Below are 23,569 nucleotides of genomic sequence, written 5' to 3' on the forward strand. Positions count from 1 at the left end.
TCGATGAAAAATTTATTTTTAATAATAATCTCTCTTTTTTTATTTGCAGGTTGTGAAAAAGAAATTGATCTCGACCTTGATGATAAAAGCGGAAGCATCGTCATAGAAGGTAATATCACAGATCAGGATGGGCCGTACTACGTGAGAATTACAAAATCTGTAGCTGTTACAGCAGATAATATATATCCTATTATAGGCAATGCTGTTGTAATTTTAAGTGATGATGCGGGACAGAATGAAGTACTGAAGCACGTTGGTGAAGGATTCTATGAAACAAATACCTTTACCAGTGCACCAGGAAGAACGTATACTCTTAAAGTTTCTGCGGAGGGAAAAGAGTTCACAGCAAAAAGTACAATGCCTCAACCTGTTGTGCTTGATGGTCTTCAGCAAGATTCTTTTATGGTTGGCGGCGAACTTTCATATACACTTTTACCCATATTTACTGATCCTCAGGCTTTGGGAAACAGATATCTTTTCAAATATTCAGTGAATACTTCTGGGGAAATTTTTGAAGCTTTTTCTGACAATGTGAATAATGGTGTGGTCAATCAGAGACCTTTGTTACTTCCGAATGATGACGAAGATGGCGAAAGCGAAAAAACTAAGGTCGGAGATACAATTTATGTCGAAATGCAGTGTATAGATACCAATGTGTATACTTATTTTACCTCTTTACTACAGATTATCGATGGCGGCGGCCCTGGCGGCGGAATTACACCTTCCAATCCACCAAGCAATATCAGCAACGGTGCTTTGGGATATTTCTCAGCCCATACGGTGAGTAAAAAAACATATGTCATTCAGTAGTTTAATTTAGTTTAAATATATCTTCCGGCGAAAATCAGTTTTTGCTGGATTTTTTTAGCGCTTAATTTATTTTAATTATAAATAACAGCAGATCATGATAAGTAAAGCATGAATTACCATATTCTGGCAAACTTTCATTAAATTTGAAATAACATGAGGTTGCTAAATTTAAAATTAAACTATTTTCATGATCATTAACGACTGAAAATTACCATTTTACATTTCTACGGAAAGACAAAATGATGGTAGGCTTTTAATGTTAAATCATAAATCAACTAAATAGTTTTAAAATAAAAATACGGCACTTTTTCAATCATAAAATTATCAGATATGTCTGACCATACGAATCAAAGCAGAAGATCCTTTTTAAAAAGCACTGCAATTGTAGCAATATTTGCTTCAATCCCAACGTCAGTAAAAGCTTTTTATAACGATGTAAAAGATTTTATACTTCCTAAAAAGAGTACAATACCGATTAAAATTTCGGTTAACAAAAAAATACACGACCTAAAAGTTGACAGCCGATCTACACTTCTGGATGTTCTACGTGAAAATCTTGATCTTACAGGAACTAAAAAAGGCTGTGACCATGGGCAATGCGGCGCATGTACCGTTCACATTGACGGTGAAAGAGCACTGAGTTGTCTTACTCTGGCGGCTATGGTTCCGGGGAAAGATGTTACGACGATTGAAGGTCTATCAAGTGGCGACAAACTGCATCCGATGCAGCAGGCATTTATTGAATGTGACGGTTTTCAGTGCGGATATTGTACTCCCGGACAGATCATGTCAGCAGTTGCCTGTGTAAAGGAAGGTAACACAAATTCTGTGGAAGAAATTAAAGAATTTATGAGCGGAAACCTTTGCAGATGCGGAGCCTACAACGGAATTGTTGAATCGATACAAAAAGTAGCAGCCTTATGAAACCATTTATATTCGAAAAAGCAAAAAATTCTGTTGAGGCTTTAAAGTATAAAACAGCAGAAAAAAATTTCATTGCAGGCGGAACCAATATTGTTGATCTGCTTAAAAAAGATATTGCCCAACCCGACGGAATAGTTGACGTTTCTACAGCTTTATCTAATGAAATTAAACTGTCAGAAAAATCAGTAACGATTGGCGCAATGGCCAGAAACACGGCTTTAACAACCAATTCTGATTTATTAAAAAAATTTCCACTCATTAGCAAGGCTGTTCTTGCCGGAGCCTCACCACAAATCAGAAATATGGCAAGCACCGCAGGAAATTTATTGCAAAGAACGCGCTGCCCTTATTTTTATGATGTGACAACACCATGCAATAAAAGGCAGAAGGGAAGCGGCTGCAGCGCCCTGAATGGTGACAATAAAATGAGTGCGATTGTTGGCTACAGCGACGAATGTGTTGCAGTTCACCCTTCTGATCTATGTATTTCCTTAGTTGCTTTGGATGCCGATGTACATGGTGTAGATTCTAAAAATAAACAATTTAAAATTCCATTTAAAGATTTTCACAAATTACCCGAAAATACACCGTGGTTAGACAATAATTTACCACAAAATTCTCTGATTACACATATTGAAATTCCAAAAAATGAATTTCATAAAAAGTATGCTTATGTAAAACTTCGTGAAAGAACTTCATACGCTTTTGCGATGATTTCTGTGGCATCAGCTTTAGAAATGGAGGGAAATATAATAAAAAATGCAAGATTGGCATCAGGGGGAGTTGCCCATAAACCGTGGCGTTGGTACGAAGCCGAAGACTATCTGAAGGGTAAAAAAGCTTCCGGTGAAGTCTTTAAAAAAGCTTCGGAGATTGTTGTAGAAAAAGTGAAACCGCTTTCTGATAATGCTTATAAGGTTCCGATGCTCCAAGGTGCGGTAGAACTTGCATTGCATAATGTTGTAAATTTATAATGAGACAGTTTTATTTCTAATAATTTTAAAATTTAAAAACATGGGATTTTTTGATGATGAAACTGCATTTACAGTACCTTCCGAGGGTCGTGTGGAAGCTCTAGCAAAAGTAAGAGGACAGGGAAAATATGCCGCAGAATATAAAGCAGATAATCTTTGCTATGCAGTTTTAGTAACCAGCGAGATCGCTTCTGGTAAGATAAAAGCTATTAATATAGATCAGGCAAAGCAGGCTGAGGGAATTTTAGATATTATTTCACATCTCAGAAAACCAGCCGTTCCGGGATTTGCTACTGAGGCTAAGATTAAAGAATCTAAATTTGGTTTGCCTGTTTTTTATACCGATACAATATATTTCAAAGGTCAACCTGTGGCATTGGTGATTGCTGAGACTTTAGAGGAAGCAACATATGCAGCGTCTCTGGTGAAGGTAGAATATTCTGCAGATTCATTTGAAGTAGATTTCAATAAAGCTAAAAATTCTGCAGAATTGAAGCCTGCCGGAAAGGAAAGAGGAGACGAAAAAAGTTGGAGCAATTCACCATTTTTTGTAGATCAGGAATATGGTATTGCAGCAGAAATTCACAATCCGATGGAAATGCACGCAACTATTGCAGATTGGTATGCAGATAACAAGCTAAGGATTTTCGATAAGAATCAGGGTGTGAACAGTGTTCAGAAAACGTTCGCCGGATTATTTGAAATACCTGTAGATAATATTCAGGTGATCAGTGAATTTGTCGGCGGCGGATTTGGCTCTGGTTTAAGAGTCTGGCCGCACGCATTAGCTGCTATTTTAGGTGCAAAACAAGTGAAAAGACCTGTCAAATTAATGCTTACTCGTCCACAAATGTTTCATTCAGTAGGCTACAGACCGGCTTCCTGGCAAAGAGTGAAGTTAGGAGCCAATAAAGAAGGTAAAATAACTGGGGTTTTGCATCAGGCAAAAAACGGTTGTGCGATATATGATCCTTTCAGTGAAGGCATTACGCGGGTTTCAAGATTGATTTACCAGTTTGATAATCTTAAAACCGACAATGCTGTGGTTCCGTTAAATCTAAGCGCGCCAACTTGGATGCGTGGTCCAGGCGACTGTACCGGCGATTTTGCAATTGAAAGCGCATTAGACGAAATGAGCTATCAGCTTAAAATAGATCCTGTTGCCTTGAGATACAAAAATCTGGCTCTGGAAAAAAATCCCGAAACAGGATTGCCGTGGTCAACCAATTATTTAAAAGAAGCCATAGAAAAAGGTTCCAAAATGATAGGTTGGAATCTCAGAAAGCCAAATCCCGGAGCAATATCCGAAGGAGATTGGAAAATAGGTTACGGAATGGCTGTCGGAATGTGGAATGCAGGAAGAAATAAAGCAAGTGCCGGAATCAAAATGACCAAAGACGGAAATATTGTTCTGCAGAGCGCAATGACGGATATCGGAACGGGAACTGGAACAGGAATGCAGAATATCATGCATGAATCTTCCGGAATTTCTAAAAACAAAATCACCATAGAACTTGGAAATTCTGACCTCCCGCCGGCAGGTAGCCAAGGTGGAAGTACAGGTTTGTCTTCCATTAGCGGAGCTGTGGTTGCGGTAAGTGATGCATTAAAATTAAAACTTGCTGAGTACGCTTCAGTTTTTAATCAAAAGTTTAAAAATGCCAATATTGTAGATATCATTCTTTCAGATAAAGGAGTTTCGTTTCAAAAAGAAGGTGGAAATTTCATTTCGTACGAGGATATTTTTAATAAAAACAATTTAAAAACAATAGACGTAGAAGCTACATCAGAAGCTGGCGAAGAAAAAAAGAAGTTTTCATTTTGTTCGTCGGCGGCTCATTTCTGCAGAGTAAAAGTCAACATAAAAACAGGAAAAGTAGTTATTGATAAGATGGTTGTCGTGGTAGATGGCGGAAAGATCATTAATGAAAAGCCCGCAGCAAATCAGATTTCAGGTGCTGCTGTAGGAGGAATTGGTATGGCACTGATGGAGAAAACTTCGGTTGACGAAAAGGTGGGAGGTCTTATTGCAAATGATCTTGCAGGTTATCATTTTCCCGTCAATGCCGATGCGCCGATTATTGAAGTGGCATTTATCAACAAACCCGATAACAATCTGAACCCTAGTGGTGCAAAAGGTTTAGGAGAAGTAGGAATCATCGGTGCAGCGCCCGCAATCGCTAATGCCATTTTTAACGCTACAGGAAAAAGATTCAGGAATTTACCGATTACTCCAGATTTACTTATTCAAAAATAGAATATATTCAATGTAAAATAAAATAAAGTCCTTTAATAAATGTTAAAGGGCTTTTTGCTTTATATTTTAAATTTTTAAACCTTTTAAATATTTTGTACGATTTCTATTGGCTTAAACTTTGATGTTCTCACTCTTAAAAATTAAGCTCAAATGCTAATTTTGAAGAAAATCATAATTACTTAACACCAAATTTTAAATATGAAACTGCATTATCTAATGATGGCTTCGTCGATGCTTTTAATCAACTGCACAGATGATTTAGAAGAAAATACAAGAAACGGCGAAACATTTCTACCTGTAGAAAGTAATCCCGCAAATACCAATTACGCTCCCGCATTTGCAGGTCAGACAAGAGTAAATGCCGTGAAGACATTGATACCTTATCAGAAAACGATTCTTACTTCATCACTTTCTTCACCTTGGGGAATTACGAGTCTTCCCGACGGAAGATTATTAATTACACAGAAAACCGGGACAATGCGTATTGTCACCAATACCGGAACAGTAGGAAATCCGATTACTGGCTTGCCTGCGGTGAACTCTACAGGACAAGGCGGTTTGCTGGGACTCTGCATTGATCCACAATTTTCTACCAACAGAATGATTTATTGGGTGTTTTCGGAAAACGTAACTGGCGGAACGGTAACTGCTGTTGCTAAGGGGAAACTTTCAGATTCTGAAGCGGTCATAGAAAACCCTACGGTGATTTACAGAGCAAATCCTTCTGCTTCCACAGGTAATCTACATTATGGTGGGAGAATTTTATTTGATTCTTCAGGAAATCTTTTCGTAAGCACAGGCGAAAGATCTGATCTGTCAACAAGACCGTTAGCCCAATCCGTTTCTGCAGCGATAGGAAAAATTATAAGAATTACAAAAGATGGCCAGCCAGCTGCAGGAAATCCAACGTTTTCGCAAACCGGAGCTTTACCGGAATTGTATAGTATAGGTCATAGAAATCCACAAGGCTTGGCAATACATCCTGTCACAGGAGATCTTTGGCAAGGAGAACACGGCCCGAAAGGTGGAGATGAGATCAACCGCATCCAAGCAGGAGCAAATTACGGCTGGCCTACAATAACGTATGGAATTGAGTATAGCGGCGGAGTAATAGGTGATGGCATTCAGCAACAAACTGGTATGCAACAACCGGTTTATTATTGGGATCCTGTAATTTCGCCAAGCGGTATGACATTCTACCGGGGCAATAATATGCCTGAATGGCAAAACAATCTTTTCATAGGTTCTCTTAGCGGGATGCATATTGTGAGATTAGTGATCGAAAATAATAAAGTCGTAGGTGAAGAACGATTGTTGGCTGATGAGAATCAGCGCTTTAGAGATATAACTCAAGGTACGGATAATGCTTTGTATGCAATCACAGATGCAGGCAGACTTTACAAAATCAATAAGCAATAGAACAATTTTTTTGAAACTAAATAGCGCAGAATACCTAATCTATAGTGTCTGCGCTATTTTTTATTTCGGAAGTTTAGGCGGTAGAGGTCTTGCTGTAGGCGTGCTTAAAGTTCCCAAAAAAGATTCCAACTGCAACATTTCCTCTTTAGTCAATTCCAAAAGTTTTAGCATATCAGATTTTTCGGAAATTAGTTGCTTTCCTTCAAAAAGAGTAGATCGATTTTTATATGATTCAGGATTTCCCATATTATAAAAATTAATAACTTCAGATAAAGTATTAAAAGAACCACGATGCATCCACGGTGCTGTTTTTACCACTTCACGCAAGGTGGGAACTCTGAATTTACCTACATCGACAGATTTTTTTGTAATCAGATATCGCCCTAAATCTTCGTCGTCTGAGCTTAGCAAAGAAGTTCCGTCATTTTCAAAAAGATTGTTTGAAAAATAGCCGGAATTGTGGCAGTTCATACACTGAGCCTTTGTGCGGAAAAGGTGAAGACCCATCACTTCATCATCTGTAAGAGCATCTTTTTCACCATCAATGAATTGATCAAATCTGCTTTGCGGACTAACAACAGTTCGCTCAAATGTCGCAATAGCTTTAGCAATTCTGTCTTTAGTTATTTTTTTATCACCAAAAGCTTTTTCAAAAAGCATTTCATAACCCTTTACTTTAATAATTTTTTCTGTTGCGATATCAATATGTTCAGACATTTCTGATTGATCCTCAATTGGTATTTTTACTTGATCTTCAAGCGATTGCGATCTTCCATCCCAGAACATAGATTTTGTATAAGCGACGTTCATGATCGTCATCGCGTTTCTTCTTCCAAGTTGCCTGTCGTGACCAAAAGATAATCTTCTGTTATCAGTCCATCCTAATTCAGGATCATGGCACGATGCACAAGCAATTTGATTAGAGCCGGAAAGTCGAGGATCATAAAAAAGTGTTCTTCCTAAAAATGCTTTCTCTTCAGAATAGGGATTGTCTGCTGGAAACTCAACTTCTGGTAAGTGTCCGATTTCGGAAAATACGGTTACTGAAGGATCCAGAACTGGTTTTGGCCACTTCAAAGTATCATTAGATGAATAGGCAAATCTTAACTGATCAAGAAATGATTGTTTCTTTTTTAAATCTTTATAAGTTCTGTTTTGCAGACAGTTATTTAATAAAGTGATACCTACAAATAAAAATAAAACCCAACAAAGCCAGTTTTTCATTCATTATTAATTTTAGCAAAAATAATTAATCTGACTATAAATCTGATTTTTAATTATTTGAAAAAAATTATAAAAAAATGAAAAATTATTAATGATAAATGCTTATTTTTTCATTGACTTCAATGCCCAGCCAATAAGCAAAGGCTGGATGAATAATCTGGCCATTCTACGCTGATCTGTATCTAAACCAAAACCGTCTTTACGGTCTTTATACTGTGAAATATTTCCAGGAAATACGGCAGTGAAAAATGCTGCTGTAAGCTTTCCCAAAATATTGCGATATTTCTTTGGAGTTGCAATTATTGTGGCTCCCAAGGCGATTTCAACGACTCCAGAGTAAACTACAGTGTCATCTTTTTTTAAAGGAACCCAATCGGGAACCTGTGCCTGAAATTCTTTTCTGGCAAAAGTAAGATGCCCGATTCCTGCTGTAATAAGCATCGCTCCCAATGCAATTCTTGATATATTTTTAGCGTCCATAATAGTATTTTTTCTTGATGTACTTCATTCAGACAAAATTCAGACCAGTCTCCGTTAGAAATTACATTTGTATTTAAAGTAGAGCAATATTTAGTAGTCAAATAAATTTTCATATTATATTGATAATGTGACTCTAATCATAATATTTTGCTGAAATTTTCGTATCTTAGCAATCACTACCAAATCTTTTTATTATGGAACGAATTAAATTTTTTCTGGACGACGAACAATCGCAGAGAACCAAAGAGCCAGCCGGCAAAGAAGGTATGGATTTTAGCGAAATAAAGAATTTTTTATGTGAAGTTGATAATTACAGTTTTGATCAGATCAGACTGAGATTAAAACCAAATCGCAAAAAAATTGTTATCGATGTTGCTACAGGAATACAATATCCTGCTTATAACGACTTTATGGCAAAGATCCAGCAAAGTAAATATGGAAGTTATTTTGATTTGAAATAAAATTCAATCATATTCATCCATATTAAATATTTATATTAAAAGTGAGAACCTCCAAATCTAAGCATATAGATTTGGAGGTTTTTTATTAATACGCTTTCTGTGGCTTATTTTTGGTATTATTGCTGAAAATTATATTTATGTATCTCGCTGTGATTTTAGATTTTAGCTGGAAAGAATTCCTCTTGGGAGGCGAAGAGTGGATTTTTTTAACGGAAATCATCTTGCGTACCCTTATAATGTTCATTACGATTATTGTCGGTTTGCGCATACTTGGTAAAAGAGGTGTGAAGCAATTGTCTCTGTTTGAACTTGTTGTCATCATAGGATTGGGTTCTGCAGCGGGTGATCCCATGTTTTATAAAGACGTTGGAATTGCATCATCTATCGTTGTTTTTATTGTTATTATCTGTTTTTACAGTTTTATAACCTACCTGATCGGAAGATTTAAAAGATTTGAAAATTTATTAGAAGGCAAATCTATCGCCCTTATTGAGGATGGAGTTTTTTCAATTGATAATTTTAAAAAAGAGAATTTAGGAAGTGACGAGTTTTTTTCCGAATTGAGATTAAAAGGAGTTTCACACCTTGGCCAGATAGAAATCGCTATTGAAGAGACCTCCGGAGATATCAGCGTATTCTTTTTCGCTGATGATGATGTGAAATTTGGTTTACCGATAATGCCTGGTTCTCTTCTTAATCCGTTGAAATTTGTAGAAAATTCAGGTTATTATTCTTGTACATTTTGCGGATTTACTGAAGAAAAATCATCCGGAAATGGAGGGAAATGCAAAAAATGCGGAAAGCAAAACTGGGTATTGGCTAGTAATAAAAAGCGAATTACATAAATCAAAAATAAAATCCCCGAATTAAAACATTAGTTCGGGGATTTTCAACTTAAGATATATATAATTTAGATTTGGTCACTAATACTAAGCTACTGCCTCGTTTTTGAAAATGTTTTTCAATGTAGTTTCAGTGTCTCTGCCGAAAAGGCTTGAAAAAATATTCTGAAACTCGTGAATGTATTTACATCTGATTGAGTTCCCGTAGATTTTAAGACCTTCTACAATCTTTTTAGAATTCAAATCTATATCATACTTAATGAATGATTCTGGTCTTTCATATCTAATTCTGTGATCTGAGCTGTATGTTCTTGTGAAACCCAATTTCTCTAGCCAGTCTTCATTGATCGTGATTGGTAGAATAGAATCTGCAGGTACAGCCAGATGTTGATAATCATTCTCGATCTTCACTGAATATTCATTTTTTTCGTTCTGAAAAATTTCTGTAATCGTAAAAATCTGGCCTTTATAATCTACCAGATTTTTAATTTTTAAATCTGTAACGTTCATAATATTTGTGGTATAAGTGGTTTAATAGAGCAGTTGCAAATATTATGCCCTACATTGAATGTGTGGTATGTAAAATTTAATAATAATCTCTTATTTTTAAATATATCACTTTCTATATTGTTATAATGATTTGAGGTTTAAATTAAATACCTTCAAGATTACCAATATTCACATATTTAGCAATCAAAAAACGCTAAATATTATTGAATCAGTAAATTGTTTGTAAAAAGAAAATAGCGGTAAAGTCTCAAAAAACATTCTACACTTTTAAGCCGCTGATAATTGATAATTTACCATTATTTTGATCAAAAGTTAAACTCTATCGGTAAATTAACGGCTGTCTGTAATGTACCATTAAGCTACAATTACATCTTCAGATTCTTTGCTCTTAAAACGGTAAAAGAGATAAAGATTCCATAAAATCATTTCATAACCGTAAATACTGTCTTCAATTGGAATCGTAAAAATTCTAATTCCAATGATCTGTTCTGGATTATAGTTGACAATGGGCGATTCTAATCCCGTTCCGGTTAGTATTCCGTTTACCGCCAAAAACCCGGGCATTAATATTAAATAAATTAATGATGCCTTACCAAGCCAAGAAACTTTTAGAATAAAATATAATGTAAAAAGGCTTATTGCTGAAGTAAGAAATGTAATGAAAGGATAGATTTTATCTTCGAAAACAACAGACAGGCACAGTAAAATAACTATAAAAACAATCACGAAAATTTTTTCTAGTGTTGGATTCCAGTCAAGTTTAAAAAATTTATCTAAACAAAAGTATGTGAAAACGCATGAAAACGGAATGCAAATAAAAAACATAAGTTCTTCTACAGGAAGTCCGAACAGTCTGCTTCCGATGAGATATTGGTCATTAAACCACCAAACTCCAATTTTTGTAAACCATACATCCCACGCAATAAAAAAAACGGCAACCAGAAAAGATGCCATTGTGAATGCCTTAAAATGCCTGTGAAATTTTATTTTTGGATGAAACGAAAATAAAAAACAGATGATTACCGTAAAAAAATTGATCGCTAGATAGGTATACTGCCACATGCTATTTTTTATTTTTATTAAAATACATTTTAAAATATTTTACGGGAACCCAAAGAAAGCCAAAACATTCTCCAAATTCTTTACCAGTATGTTTGTGGTGTTGTTTATGAGCCCGTCTTATCGCCAGTAGATAAGGATTTTGAGTATCTCTCAAAAGCTTAAATCTTTGATGTATAAAGATGTCATGGACGAAAAAATAGGCCATGCCATAAACAGTGATTCCTATAGCAATGTAAAAATATTCATTAAAACCATTGATGGTACCATAGTACATCAAAGCAATCGTAGGAATTGCAAAAATGGCAAAGAAATAGTCATTTCTTTCCATATGACCATCATTGCTGTGGTCGTGATGATCTCTGTGAAGTGACCATAAAAAACCATGCATTATATATTTGTGAACCAGCCATGTAATTCCTTCCATAATGAAGAATGTGGCGACAACGATCAGAAAATTCATATTAATTGGTTTTCTGGTTAAACATTTTTTCTAAAATATCAAAACGATAACTGAAAATGTGCTCTAGCTTACTTTTAACGAAGATGCTGTGAGCAATTTCGCCTAAAAATCCCATTGGCAATTCGTAATCTACAGTATCCTTTATGAGAACTCCTTTTTCATTCGGAATAAATTCATGAAAATGATTCCAAAGTTTATAAGGTCCTTTTTTTTGAAAATCTGTAAAACTGCTTTGATGATTCACCTGTGTGATCTCTGTTTGCCAGTCCATTTTAATACCAAGCAAAGGCGAAACGTAGTAATCAATAATCATTCCCTCATATATTTCGTCACTTTCCATCTTTGTGCGGACTGTGAAATTCATATCCTTTGGAGTTATTTTAGAGAGATTATTTGCCCATGAAAAGAATTTCCATGCAGTTTCTATATCACAATTTAGCTGTTGTTGCTTCTTTAGTTGGTGTACCATTTTTCTTTATTAAAATAAATTTTTAATCTTATAAATATGACATTTTGTACTGTACGTAGCTGCTCATCATCAACGAAAACTTTTTGCCGTTTGAGATTCTGATTCTCTGATTGATGATCTTTTTTGCAGGCGTTCTTTTGATTTTTCTGAATAATGAAATGTAATATCTGTATGCGAGATAAACACCAAAACGAGATGAATTAGGAAGATTTTTAATGCCTTCCAAAGCTTCTCTGAATTCCTGCTGAATATCATTCTCAATCTGTAGTTTCACAGAATTATCAAACGATGAGATATCAACATCAGGAAAGTAAGTACGGCCAAGAACCTGATAATCATCTTTTAAGTCTCTCAAAAAATTAACTTTCTGAAAAGCTGATCCCAATTTCATGGCAGAAGGTTTTAAAATTTCATACTGCTCTTTATTTCCATCAACAAAAATATGAAGGCACATAAGACCTACAACTTCTGCAGAACCTAGAATGTACTGTTTGTAAAGGTCAGAATTGTAATCTATTTTCTGAAGATCCATTTCCATACTGTTTAGAAACTGGTATATTAATTCGAGATCTATTTCGTAACGGTGAATTGTTTCCTGAAAACATTGCAAAATAGGATTCAGCGAGATCTTTTCTTCCAAAGCCTGATTGGTCTGTTCTCTAAAACGTGTGAGTAGAGTAGATCTGTCGTAATCGTGAAAACTGTCTACAATCTCATCAGCCAATCTTACATATCCGTAAATCGCATAAATTGAGTTTCTTATCTGCGGTGACAATGCCAAGATTCCTAATGAAAAACTAGTACTGTACTGCTTTGTGGTTTGTTTACTGATCTTATAAGAGAGATCGTCAAATAGTTTTTTCATAATGATCCTGGTTATTTATTGGCTTCCATGGCGGCTATTTTTCCTGAAATGATTGATGGCGGAACTCCCGGTCCCGGAACCGTCAACTGTCCTGTATAAAATAAATTGCTTACTTTTTTATTTTTCAATGAAGGTTTCAGTACTGCTGTTTGAGAAAGAGTATTTGCCAAACCGTACGCATTACCTTCATAAGCATTGTAGTCTTCTTTAAAATCTTTTATGCAGTAGCTCTTTTTATAATCTAATTTTGATTTTAAATCTAAAGCTCCGGTATGTTTTTCTAACCGGAGAACCATTTCATCAAAATATTTTTCTCTTGTTTCTTCACTGTCATCCAATCCTGTTGCTACAGGCATCAGAAGAAAAACGTTTTCACAATTTTCCGGAGCTACACTTTGGTCAGTTTTTGACGGACAGCAAACATAAAACAAAGGTTTTGTAGGCCACTTTTTATCGTCATAAATTTCTGTGGTATGAAGATCCAGATCATTTTCAAAAAACAACGTATGATGTTTTAAATGAGGGATTTTTTCTTTAAACCCTAAATAATAGATGAGACATGAAGGAGCAAAAGTTCGTTTTTTCCAGTATTCTTCTGTGTAATTTCTATACTTTTCTTCAATCAGCTTATTTTCTGTATGATGATAATCTGAAGACGCAATAACAGTATCAAACTGTATTTCTTCTCCATTTACTGAAATTGCTTTTGCTTTGTTTTGATCAATTTTTATAGACTCAACTCCGGAATTTAAATGAAATTTAACTCCCTGTGTTTTAGCAATATCTGCCATCGCATCAATTATTTTTGAAAACCCTCCCATAGGATACCACGTGCCGAGTTTGTAACCTCCGTAATTCATTAAACTGTATAATGCGGGAATATTTTTTGGCGCGGCACCAAGAAAAATCACAGGAAATTCCATCAACATAATTAGTTTGGGATCCTTAAAATATTTACGTACGAACCGATGAAAATTTGATAATAGATCTAATTTTAAAGCACTTTTAGCGATCTTCGGCGAAACAAATTCAAACCATGAATGGCAGGGTTTATGTACAAATTCTTTCATACCAACCTCATACTTATATTGTGCGTCGTTCATGAATTCGTCAAGTTTAACACCTGCACCGATTTCTGTAGCTTCAAAAAGATTTTTCATCTCTTGATAGTCATGAGGGATCTGCATAGTACCTTCAGAAAAAACCATTTCAAATTGCGGATTCAAAGGCTGCAATTCAAAGTAATCTGACGTTTTTTTACCAAAATCTTTGAAGAAATCTTCAATGATATCAGGCATCCAGTACCAACTTGGTCCCATATCGAAAACATATCCGTTATCGGTGACGAATTTTCTTGCTCTTCCGCCAAGGCTGCTGTTTTTCTCAAAGACATGCACCTCATTTCCTTGTTTTGCGCTGTATGCTGCGGCAGATAATCCTGAAAATCCTGATCCTATAATCGCTATTTTCTTCATACTAATTATTTTCTATTGAGAAATCTTTGTAAACTGTTGCTATAAGATCTTTGCTGTCTATGTTTCTGTGGTAAATAGGATGGTGAAATTGGTCTAGCTTATTCAGAATACGAATCAGCTCCATCTTTTCTGCATGGCTGAGATTTCCGGAAACAATTTTGGTAGCTTTACGTATTTGATCCATTTGTTTATCTAGGGTTTTTAGTCCTTTTTGAGTTACTTCTATGATTTTTATTCTTTTATCTTCCACAGAATCGCTTTGTTTTATCCATCCCTTTTTCAAAAGTCTGTTGATGATAAGAGTGCCAACAGGCTTTTCATGAATGTTTTTTTTGATCAGGTCAATTTTAGACATCGCACCAAAAACTTTTAGATTAATAAGGTAAATGAAATCTTCCTGCGTCGAGAATTCCGATCCTGAAATGGCAGACTTCGAATATGATTTTGCGTATCTTGTCAAATGAATTAGAAGCGTGCTGATCGCACTTTCTGGGCTTCTGCCTTGTTGTTTACCTTCCCAGTCAGTTGTTATTTCTTCAGATTTTGTTCTCTCAAATTCCTGATCAAATATCCATGCTTTAAAACCCTCAACAGTTGAGGGATAAGAAGAATCTTTGTTTTGTTGTTTGAATTCTTCTATAAGGGAAACCGCATCTTTAATTAAATCAAAATCCATCTGCGTAAATTTAGTATATAAATATACTATAATTTTAATTTAAGGTTTATTTATATTTTAATCACTATCAAAAAAGATTCCAAATTTGACATAAATGAATATAATTATTAAAAGAATCAAGAATTCATCTTATTTTTACCACAATCTATTCATAACTCGATTTATGAATTGGATGAAATGAAATATGAAATACTAAATTGCTTTTTTAATAATCAAAATCTTTAAATTGAAAAATTGTTTTGTATAATTTTTATCAATTAAGATGACGACGGATTTTATAGAAAGCAAAATATTACCATATCATACTTTGATAATATTGATATATTATTATCTGTTTTTATGTGTAGATAATGAAAATAATATGAGTAAATTTGATAAGCCATAAATTTATTTTAAATTAAATTTTAATTAAATTTTACTGTTAATAATATTTGGTATAATTTTAGTGACGAAAAAACTACCTTAAATGAAATACTAAGGTTCAAATCTTTAAATAGTTTTTATTATATCGTGAATAACAAACTAACGATTAAAATATAAAAATTTTTGTTGACAATTTTGGTAATTAAGCTGAGTTGAATTTTATTTTAGTATTTCAGAGCCAACCAAATCCAAAACAATATTAATATCGTATTTATTATAAATCTTTTCAAGAAAGTGGGAAATTTAGAACTTCTTATTTTTTTGACGGGAAAATGGTGATGTGTGCAGATAATTATACTCAATAATATATCTTGCGAATTTCACTTTTTATTTTTAATGAAAATAAATCGACTGCTTATTGCAGTTTTAAATAATAAACGATGCCTAGAAAAGTTGTACAAGGTCCCATCAGGGATAAGGAGAAAACAAAACAAAAACTGCTGAATGCAGTTGGTAAAATTCTGAAAACCAAAGGTTACTCAGGATTAATGGTCAGTAAAATTGCTGCTGTAGCCGGCTTTGATAAAAAGTTGATCTACGAATATTTTGGTAGCACAGACAAACTTATTGACGAATATATAAGATCTCAGGATTACTGGAGTAAAGTTGACGAAAAGGAGATGAATGTCGATCTTTCTGACGGTGGAAAAGAAATGTCTAAAATGGCTTTGCTGAACCAGTATGAAAGTCTTAGAAAAAATAAAGAACTTCAAAAGATCGTCGTTTGGGAACTTTCTGAAAGCAGACCAATTCTTAAAAAGTTATTTGAGCAAAGAGAAGAGATTGGTGAAGGCCTTTTTACCAATATTACTGACCCTCATTTTGGTGAATCATCCGATGAATATAGAGCAATTACTGCTTTATTAGTAGCAGGAATATACCATCTAAATCTTTACACTGCTTACAACGGCACTACATTCTGCGGAATAGACACCAAAAGCGAAGACGGAAGGAAGAAAATTGAGAAAGCGATCGTCGATATCATTGATTTTGCTTATTCGAAGAAATAATTACCTTTTGTAACAATGGTGTTAGATTGAATCTGAATTTGAAAATTATACTTTCAAATTAGAACAATATTTCTTACTTTTGGGCTATGGAAAATTTCATCGTATCTGCAAGAAAATACCGTCCGCAACAGTTTAATACCGTTGTTGGGCAATCTCATATTACAGATACGTTAGAGCATGCCATTGAAGAAAATCAGCTGGCGCAGGCTCTGCTTTTCTGTGGCCCACGTGGAGTGGGAAAGACAACTTGTGCCCGAATTTTAGCCCGAAAAATCAACGAAAAAGACGGTTCAGTTTCGGAAGATGGTTTTGCATATAATATTTATGAATTAGATGCGGCTTCTAATAACTCTGTTGATGATATTCGCGAATTGATCGATCAGGTACGTTTTGCGCCACAGGTTGGTCAGTACAAAGTGTATATTATTGACGAGGTGCACATGTTGTCTTCAGCAGCTTTTAATGCATTTTTGAAAACTTTGGAAGAGCCGCCTGCTCATGCAATATTCATTCTTGCGACTACAGAAAAGCATAAGATCATACCAACGATTTTGTCCCGATGTCAAATCTATGATTTTAAGAGAATTACAATTCTTGATATTCAGGAACATCTGAGAGGTATTGCTGAGAAAGAAAATATCAGGTATGAAGACGATGCCTTATATCTGATCGCTCAAAAGGCAGATGGTGCTTTAAGAGATGCTCTTTCGATTTTTGACAGACTATCAACTTTTTCTCAAAAAAATATTACTCTAGCAAAAGCTGCAGAAGTTCTCAATATTCTTGATTATGATCAATATCTTAAAATTGTCGATTTTGCAAAAGAGAGTAAGATTCCAGATGTTCTTTTTGCCTTTAATGAAATTGTAAAAAGAGGTTTCGATCCGCATATTTTTATTGCTGGCCTCGGAAATCATTTCAGAGATTTAATGATGGCTCAAAACTCATCAACGATTGATCTGATTGAAGTAGGCGAAAAGACAAAATCTAAATTTGTTGATCAGGCTCAAAAGTGGAACGCCCAGCAATTGATAGATGCAATTGAAATTTGTAATCATGCAGATATTAATTATAAGAATTCAAAAAATCCCAGATTAACAGTGGAGATCGCTTTAATGCAATTGGCATCTCTATCGGCGGCAGGAGATTTTGCTAAAAAAAAAAGTTCATAATATTAGCTCCTTTTCTTCATGAAAAACAAGCTGTAAAATTACCATCCGAAGTTCAGGAAAAAAAGGAAGAAAAAATAGAAAGTGTAAAAGAAGCACAAACTTCTCCCTTAGCTTCTCCGGAGGCTGTAATCAAAACTGCTTCAAAGCCGCTTTCAAGACCAAAAGTTTCATCTGCTTTTAGTATCAATTCGTTTATTAATAGGGAAGAAACGCAGGAAACGGTAGAAACTGTTGCGGTGAAGAATGATCAATTGCAGGAACAGCATTTCACTGAAACGGATCTTCAGGCAGAATGGAATTTACTACTCATGCAGCTAAAAACTACAGATCCTGTTGTTCATAGTGCCATTAAATCTTTTAAGCTATTAAAGGTCGATGAGAAGAAAATCGAGATTCAGTACCCTTCAAGTTCAGCAAAATCAGAATTTGATAAGGTGAGTCCAGAGTTTTTCAATCACTTCAGACACAAGGTCAATAATCACTCAATCGTATTTGATTTTAAGCATGAGCCTCAGAATTTGCGACAGGAAGTGCTTACCACAAAGAAAATATTTGAAAAATTTACCGAAATAAACCCATTACTTAAAGATCTTGATGATTTAATGAAGTTTGATTTAACTTAATTTTATATATTTGTGGAATAATTAGCCAGAAACTATTTTCGCGCGCTAATATTTTACTTTAAAACTAAAAATATACTTATCAATATTCAAAGTGGAAAAATTAGTATTCCCAAACCTGTCTAATTTTACACCTGCTAATTTCTTTAGCAGTTATTTTAGTTTTTCATTTTATTACTACAGAAATTTTAGAACGTATTATCGATTTTATTGGTATAGTTAACTGAATTTTCTTTCTCAAAAAAAATAGGAAAATAATAATTTCCTTTCCTGATTTAAAAACAACGTTGTACATCATTTTTTGAAAAGAATTATAAAGTCTCTTTATAAGGAAGCTCGCGTTGATGTACATCACTTAATAAAAATACTTACAATATGAATTTAAAAGAATTAAAAAACGACTGGATTGCGGAATTTCCACAACCTATGATGATCGCAGGGCCATGCAGTGCAGAAAGCGAATCCCAAATGCTTGAAACAGCTAAAAGAATAAAAGATACGAATGCGCAGGTGCCGATTTTTAGAGCCGGTATCTGGAAACCGAGAACAAAACCGAATGGTTTTGAAGGCGTTGGTGTAATTGGTTTAAACTGGTTGAAGAAAGTAAAGCATGAATACGGTTTTAAAACTGCTACAGAAGTTGCCAATGCACATCACGTTGCCGCAGCTTTGGAAGCAGATGTAGATATTTTGTGGATTGGTGCACGATCAACAGTAAACCCTTTCACTGTGCAAGAGATCGCTGAAGCTTTAAGAGGAACGGAAAAAACAGTTTTGGTAAAAAATCCTGTTAATCCGGATTTAGCATTGTGGATTGGCGCTTTGGAAAGGCTTTTAGGACAGGATATTAAAAATTTGGGCGTCATTCACCGTGGATTTTCAACTTACCAAAAAACAAAATACAGAAATAATCCCAATTGGCAGATTGCTTTAGATTTTAAAAGCCAATATCCAAATATTCCGATGCTTGTAGATCCTTCTCACATCTGCGGTAATAGAACAGGGCTTGCAGATATTACCCAGGAAGCACTAAACGTAGGATATCAAGGTGCAATTATTGAAACTCACTCAAATCCTGATGAGGCCTGGAGTGATGCCTCACAACAGATCACGCCTGAAGTTTTAGCAGATCTGATTTTAAATTTAAAAGTGAGAAATTCAGATTTGGCAGGTTTTGACGATGTGATGGGACGACACAGAACTTTGATTTCAGATTTAGATTTTCAAATGATTGAGTTGCTTGCCCAGAGAATGCAGATTTCTGAACAGATTGGAAAGCTGAAAAAAGAGAACGACATTGCCATCTTTCAGCCGGAACGTTGGAAGGTAATTACAGAATATGCTGTACAAAAAGCCAAAGAAACGGGAATGTCACAAGATTTTATTGAGAAAGTTTTCAAGGCGATTCACGAAGAATCTATTGAAAAACAAAATAATATTATGACTGACAAAATATAATCAGGAAGTAGGTAACAGGGTGAGATTAAGATTGGTAATTTAAGCTTAAACTAATTCCTGTTACCTAAATCCTAAATTCTTATATTTGCATTCATATATATGAAAGGAAAAATCATTAAATCTACAGGAAGCTGGTATCAGGTTTTGGAAATGGAAACCGGTAAAATTTTTGAGGCGAGAATTCGTGGAAAATTTAAACTGATCAAAACCAGACTCACCAATCCTCTTGCTGTGGGAGATTTTGTTGAATTTCAATTGGAACAGGATGATATTGCGTGGATTACAAAGATTGAACCTCGCAGCAATTATCTCATCCGAAAAGCAGTCAATCTTTCAAAAGAAGCTCACATAATTGCCTCGAATATAGATATAGCATGTTTCATTTTTACTTTGAAGCATCCTGAAACATCTTTCGGGTTTCTCGATCGTTTTCTCGCTTGTTGTGAAGCTTACAACATAAAACCTCTTATTCTTTTTAATAAAATTGATGTGCTGAACGAGGAGGAAATAGAAGTTGTAAAAGACATTCAGTTTCTGTATCAGGAAATAGGATACGACAGTTTAGAAATTTCTTCATATTCAAAATTGAATCTCGAAGATTTGCAGGAAGTTTTGAAAGATCAGACTTCTGTGTTTTTCGGACATTCAGGATGTGGAAAATCAACATTGGTAAATGCTTTACAGCCGGATCTCAATCTTCGTACTTCGGAAATTTCGGACACACATCTTAAAGGGAAACACACAACAACTTTTGCGCAAATGCATTTCTGGCACTTTGGCGGAAATGTTATTGATACACCTGGAGTAAGGGAATTTGCAATGATCGATATTGAGAAAGAAGAAGTGCAGCATTATTTTCCAGAGATATTCAGAAAAAGAAAAGAATGTAAATTTCATAATTGCATGCACATCAATGAACCCAAATGTGCTGTTGTGGCGGCTTTAGAAACAGGTGAAATTCAATATTCTCGATATTCTACCTACATCAAACTGATGGAAGAGGCTGAAGAAAATTTTCAAAACTAACTTTTCGATCCCAAATATAAATTTCTATTTTGTTCAATTGCTTACAATTGAAGCAATATATTGTGCATGTTATTTGCGAGATCAAATAGAATTACGATATATTTAAGAAATAGTGGTTATTTTTGCAAATAAAAAACCCAGCCGAAGCTGGGTAAAAACTAATAACCATGAAAACTCAAATTAAACATGAGAATCGAAAATATAGTTGCAATTAGCATGCCAAAAGAAAAAATTATTTTTCTTAAAAAGCGTTATATTATGTTAAAAAAAATTAAAAATTTAATTTAGATATTTTTTGTAATTTTGTGCCATTCAAAAAAATATACATTTATGTCAAACATTACGTTCACTATGATTAAGCCTGATGCTGTTGCAGATGGACATATCGGTGCGATTTTAGGAAAAATTTCAGAAGGAGGTTTTAAAGTTAAAGCTCTAAAATTAACTCAGCTTACTGTTGCTGATGCAAAAAAATTCTATGAGGTACATGCAGAAAGACCGTTCTACGGAGAATTGGTAGACTTCATGAGTTCAGGACCGATCGTTGCTGCTGTTTTAGAAAAAGACAACGCTGTTGAGGATTTCAGAACTTTAATTGGAGCAACAAATCCTGCTGAAGCTGCTGACGGAACTATCCGAAAAATGTTTGCCAGAAGCATCGGAGAAAATGCTGTACATGGATCAGATTCTGATGAGAATGCTCTTATTGAAGCGCAATTCCATTTTTCAGGAAGAGAGATTTTTTAACTAAAATCTTAAAATATAAAAATCCGGATATTTCTTCCGGATTTTTTTTTGACATTAAGTTTGAGATGTTTCTACAATTTCTATTTTTCAAATTCACTAAAATACATGGTCATATTTGTCAAAATGCGAATCATACTTTAATATCAATTGATAATTAAATAAAATATTTTTTTATCATGAAAATACCGTGTTTTTACGGATGTTTTTGTTTTAAATAAAGTGCGATCTTTACATCAGTTAAAAAGAGACTCAAATTAACAACTAGGCATCGTTAACTGAACATCATTAACTAATAGAACTAATAACCATATTTACTCTTAACCTGAGAACAAATAGCAGCTTTCATTGGCTGCTTTTTGTGTGATTTATACTTTAAGGAGTTCGATAGTTCGTTCAGGATTTTCTGTAGAGAAAACGGCATTCCCCGCAACCAATACATCCGCTCCGGCTTCAAAAAGTTTAGATGCATTATCAAGATTTACACCACCGTCAATTTCGATCAATGCTGTAGAATTATTGCTTAAAATTAAATCTTTGGTTTCTGCGATTTTCTTGTACGTATTTTCAATAAACTTTTGCCCTCCAAACCCGGGATTTACACTCATTAATAATACTAAATCAACATCAGCTATAATATCTTCCAGCATTAAAACAGGCGTAGAAGGATTTAGAACAACTCCGGCTTTTGCACCTTTACTTTGAATTAAATTAATTGTTCTGTGAAGATGTGTACACGCTTCGTAATGTATCGAAACTAAATCTGCACCGTAATCGATGAATTCTTCCACGTATTTTTCAGGCTCAACGATCATTAAATGCACATCTATGAATTTTTTTGCGTGCTGCTGAATGGTTTTCATCACCGGAAACCCGAAAGAAATATTAGGAACAAATCTTCCATCCATTACATCAACATGCAACCAATCGGCTTGTGAATTATTGAGCATTTCGATATCTCTTTGCAGATTCCCAAAGTCTGCGGATAATAGGGAAGGAGCAATTAGCTTAGTTTTCATTTTTTACTTTTATACTTAATATTAGACTTTCTGAACAAGTATGAAGAAATTTAAAGTCTTTCTTTCTGTTCTTTTATTTCTATTAATGATATTTCAGTTTCATTTCAGGCTGAATATTAAGAAGAGTTTCGTAAATCAATTGAATCACATTTCCTACATCTTCTTTCGAAACCATTTCTACCGTAGTATGCATGTATCTTAAAGGCAGAGAGATTAATGCACTTGGTACGCCACCGTTAGAATGTGCAAAAGCATCGGTGTCTGTACCTGTTGCTCTGCTTGCTGCGGCTCTTTGATAAGGGATTTCTTTCTTTTTTGCAGTGTCAATAATGAGCTCTCGGATGATGTGATGAACGCTTGGTGCGAAGAAAACAACGGGGCCGTTACCGCATTTTTGGTCACCCTCTTTTTTCTTTTCGATCATCGGTGTTGTTGTATCGTGAGTAACATCGGTTACAATTGCTATATTTGGTTTAATGGTATCTGCAATCATATCTGCACCGTACAACCCAACTTCTTCCTGTACAGAATTGGTAATATAAAGACCAAACGGAAGTTGTTTTTTGTTCTCCTTTAAAAGTCTCGCAACTTCAGCGATCATAAATCCACCAATTCGGTTGTCTAAAGCTCTGCAAACAAAATAGCGGTCATTCATTTCGAAAAATTCATCAGGATACGTAATCATGCATCCTACAAAAATTCCTAAATCTTCCACTTCCTGTTTACTTGTAGCTCCACAATCGATGAAGATATTTTCAATTTTTGGTGTCGGCTCGTCTTGATTTGCGCCTCTTGTATGAATCGCAGGCCAACCGAAAACACCTTTTACTATGCCTTTTTCACCGTGAATATGTACGATTTTAGAAGGAGCGATCGTTTGATCTGAGCCGCCGTTTCTAATGACATAAATAAGCCCGTCATCTGTAATGTAATTGACGTACCACGAAATTTCATCTGCGTGAGCTTCAATGACCACCTTAAATTCAGCTTCAGGATTGATGATTCCATAGCAAGTTCCATAGTGATCAACTTCTATTTTATCTACGTAGGGAGTGATGTAATTCATCCAGACTTCCTGGCCTTTGTGTTCGTAGCCTGTTGGCGATGAAGTATTTAAATATTTCTCTAAAAATTTCAAAGATTTCTTCTCGAATTTCATATTTAAGGAATGATTTTTGTAGTTAAATTT

The 23,569-nt window shown here is 34.8% G+C and carries 24 protein-coding genes; 13 read left to right on the forward strand and 11 right to left on the reverse strand.

What is annotated here, in order from left to right:
* The first annotated feature begins 3 nt into the window (after nt 1-3).
* From PGH12_RS02400 to PGH12_RS02420, 5 genes are all read left to right on the forward strand, one after another.
* The gene (locus PGH12_RS02400; protein WP_267598853.1) at nt 4-810 is read left to right on the forward strand and encodes a DUF4249 domain-containing protein; all 807 of its coding nucleotides are present in this window, start codon (nt 4-6) and stop codon (nt 808-810) included.
* 330 nt (nt 811-1,140) lie between these two features.
* Nucleotides 1,141-1,734: a (2Fe-2S)-binding protein gene (locus PGH12_RS02405; protein WP_267598854.1), complete on the forward strand. Its 594-nt coding sequence runs from the start codon at nt 1,141-1,143 to the stop codon at nt 1,732-1,734.
* Nucleotides 1,731-2,708, forward strand: coding sequence for an FAD binding domain-containing protein (locus PGH12_RS02410; protein WP_267598855.1), 978 nt, complete (start codon nt 1,731-1,733; stop codon nt 2,706-2,708). The genes PGH12_RS02405 and PGH12_RS02410 overlap by 4 nt, the downstream gene beginning before the upstream one ends.
* A 40-nt stretch (nt 2,709-2,748) precedes the next feature.
* Nucleotides 2,749-4,965: a xanthine dehydrogenase family protein molybdopterin-binding subunit gene (locus PGH12_RS02415; RefSeq protein ID WP_267598857.1), complete on the forward strand. Its 2,217-nt coding sequence runs from the start codon at nt 2,749-2,751 to the stop codon at nt 4,963-4,965.
* A 231-nt stretch (nt 4,966-5,196) separates the two neighbouring features.
* The gene (locus PGH12_RS02420; protein WP_420710319.1) at nt 5,197-6,384 is read left to right on the forward strand and encodes a PQQ-dependent sugar dehydrogenase; all 1,188 of its coding nucleotides are present in this window, start codon (nt 5,197-5,199) and stop codon (nt 6,382-6,384) included.
* Between the two features lie 60 nt (nt 6,385-6,444).
* Here PGH12_RS02420 and PGH12_RS02425 read toward each other — a convergent pair whose 3' ends face one another.
* A complete protein-coding gene (locus tag PGH12_RS02425) occupies nt 6,445-7,608 on the reverse strand; it encodes a cytochrome-c peroxidase (RefSeq protein WP_267598859.1) in 1,164 nt (387 codons plus the stop codon).
* Between the two features lie 102 nt (nt 7,609-7,710).
* The gene (locus PGH12_RS02430; RefSeq protein WP_267598860.1) at nt 7,711-8,088 is read right to left on the reverse strand and encodes a DoxX family protein; all 378 of its coding nucleotides are present in this window, start codon (nt 8,086-8,088) and stop codon (nt 7,711-7,713) included.
* Between the two features lie 194 nt (nt 8,089-8,282).
* Here PGH12_RS02430 and PGH12_RS02435 point away from each other — a divergent pair, with 194 nt between their 5' ends.
* On the forward strand, nt 8,283-8,549 hold the full coding sequence (locus tag PGH12_RS02435; protein WP_267598861.1) for a hypothetical protein: 267 nt from the start codon (nt 8,283-8,285) through the stop codon (nt 8,547-8,549).
* Nucleotides 8,550-8,686: 137 nt separating this feature from the next.
* Nucleotides 8,687-9,394, forward strand: a complete 708-nt coding sequence (locus PGH12_RS02440; RefSeq protein WP_267598862.1) for a DUF421 domain-containing protein — start codon at nt 8,687-8,689, stop codon at nt 9,392-9,394.
* 84 nt (nt 9,395-9,478) lie between these two features.
* Here the strand turns inward: PGH12_RS02440 and PGH12_RS02445 are convergent, their stop codons facing one another.
* The 7 genes from PGH12_RS02445 to PGH12_RS02475 all read right to left on the reverse strand — a co-directional run bounded on the left by PGH12_RS02445 (nt 9,479) and on the right by PGH12_RS02475 (nt 14,908).
* Complete coding sequence (locus tag PGH12_RS02445; RefSeq protein WP_267598864.1) at nt 9,479-9,901, reverse strand: hypothetical protein; 423 nt, start codon at nt 9,899-9,901, stop codon at nt 9,479-9,481.
* A 354-nt stretch (nt 9,902-10,255) separates the two neighbouring features.
* Nucleotides 10,256-10,963 (reverse strand): lycopene cyclase domain-containing protein, encoded by a 708-nt coding sequence (locus PGH12_RS02450; RefSeq protein WP_267598865.1) that lies wholly within the window; start codon nt 10,961-10,963, stop codon nt 10,256-10,258.
* A gap of 1 nt (nt 10,964) precedes the next feature.
* Nucleotides 10,965-11,423 carry a sterol desaturase family protein gene (locus PGH12_RS02455; RefSeq protein WP_267598866.1) on the reverse strand — a complete coding sequence of 153 codons (459 nt, stop codon included), beginning with the start codon at nt 11,421-11,423 and terminating at the stop codon, nt 10,965-10,967.
* Between the two features lies 1 nt (nt 11,424).
* Complete coding sequence (locus PGH12_RS02460) at nt 11,425-11,892, reverse strand: SRPBCC family protein (RefSeq protein WP_267598868.1); 468 nt, start codon at nt 11,890-11,892, stop codon at nt 11,425-11,427.
* Nucleotides 11,893-11,920: 28 nt separating this feature from the next.
* The gene (locus PGH12_RS02465; protein WP_267598869.1) at nt 11,921-12,757 is read right to left on the reverse strand and encodes a phytoene/squalene synthase family protein; all 837 of its coding nucleotides are present in this window, start codon (nt 12,755-12,757) and stop codon (nt 11,921-11,923) included.
* Nucleotides 12,758-12,768: 11 nt separating this feature from the next.
* Nucleotides 12,769-14,232 carry a bifunctional phytoene desaturase/3,4-desaturase gene (gene crtID, locus PGH12_RS02470; protein ID WP_267598870.1) on the reverse strand — a complete coding sequence of 488 codons (1,464 nt, stop codon included), beginning with the start codon at nt 14,230-14,232 and terminating at the stop codon, nt 12,769-12,771.
* Between the two features lies 1 nt (nt 14,233).
* A complete protein-coding gene (locus PGH12_RS02475) occupies nt 14,234-14,908 on the reverse strand; it encodes a MarR family winged helix-turn-helix transcriptional regulator (RefSeq protein ID WP_267598872.1) in 675 nt (224 codons plus the stop codon).
* Between the two features lie 803 nt (nt 14,909-15,711).
* Between PGH12_RS02475 and PGH12_RS02480 the strand changes: the two genes are divergently transcribed.
* From PGH12_RS02480 to PGH12_RS02505, 6 genes are all read left to right on the forward strand, one after another.
* On the forward strand, nt 15,712-16,341 hold the full coding sequence (locus tag PGH12_RS02480; RefSeq protein WP_267598874.1) for a TetR/AcrR family transcriptional regulator: 630 nt from the start codon (nt 15,712-15,714) through the stop codon (nt 16,339-16,341).
* A gap of 86 nt (nt 16,342-16,427) precedes the next feature.
* On the forward strand, nt 16,428-17,513 hold the full coding sequence (gene dnaX, locus PGH12_RS02485) for a DNA polymerase III subunit gamma/tau (RefSeq protein WP_267598876.1): 1,086 nt from the start codon (nt 16,428-16,430) through the stop codon (nt 17,511-17,513).
* Between the two features lie 236 nt (nt 17,514-17,749).
* Nucleotides 17,750-18,136, forward strand: coding sequence for a DUF8439 domain-containing protein (locus PGH12_RS02490; protein ID WP_267598877.1), 387 nt, complete (start codon nt 17,750-17,752; stop codon nt 18,134-18,136).
* 372 nt (nt 18,137-18,508) lie between these two features.
* A complete protein-coding gene (locus PGH12_RS02495) occupies nt 18,509-19,591 on the forward strand; it encodes a chorismate mutase (protein WP_267598880.1) in 1,083 nt (360 codons plus the stop codon).
* Nucleotides 19,592-19,690: 99 nt separating this feature from the next.
* Nucleotides 19,691-20,617 carry a ribosome small subunit-dependent GTPase A gene (gene rsgA, locus PGH12_RS02500; protein WP_267598882.1) on the forward strand — a complete coding sequence of 309 codons (927 nt, stop codon included), beginning with the start codon at nt 19,691-19,693 and terminating at the stop codon, nt 20,615-20,617.
* A 330-nt stretch (nt 20,618-20,947) separates the two neighbouring features.
* Nucleotides 20,948-21,364: a nucleoside-diphosphate kinase gene (locus PGH12_RS02505; protein ID WP_267598884.1), complete on the forward strand. Its 417-nt coding sequence runs from the start codon at nt 20,948-20,950 to the stop codon at nt 21,362-21,364.
* A gap of 365 nt (nt 21,365-21,729) precedes the next feature.
* Here the strand turns inward: PGH12_RS02505 and rpe are convergent, their stop codons facing one another.
* Together rpe and chrP are read right to left on the reverse strand one after the other, a co-directional pair.
* Nucleotides 21,730-22,380 carry a ribulose-phosphate 3-epimerase gene (gene rpe / locus PGH12_RS02510; protein ID WP_267598886.1) on the reverse strand — a complete coding sequence of 217 codons (651 nt, stop codon included), beginning with the start codon at nt 22,378-22,380 and terminating at the stop codon, nt 21,730-21,732.
* 82 nt (nt 22,381-22,462) lie between these two features.
* Nucleotides 22,463-23,539, reverse strand: coding sequence for a chryseobasin maturation metalloprotease ChrP (gene chrP, locus PGH12_RS02515; protein WP_267598887.1), 1,077 nt, complete (start codon nt 23,537-23,539; stop codon nt 22,463-22,465).
* Nucleotides 23,540-23,569 lie beyond the last annotated feature (30 nt).

The organism is Chryseobacterium sp. CY350 (assembly GCF_027945075.1).
Lineage (GTDB): Bacteria > Bacteroidota > Bacteroidia > Flavobacteriales > Weeksellaceae > Chryseobacterium.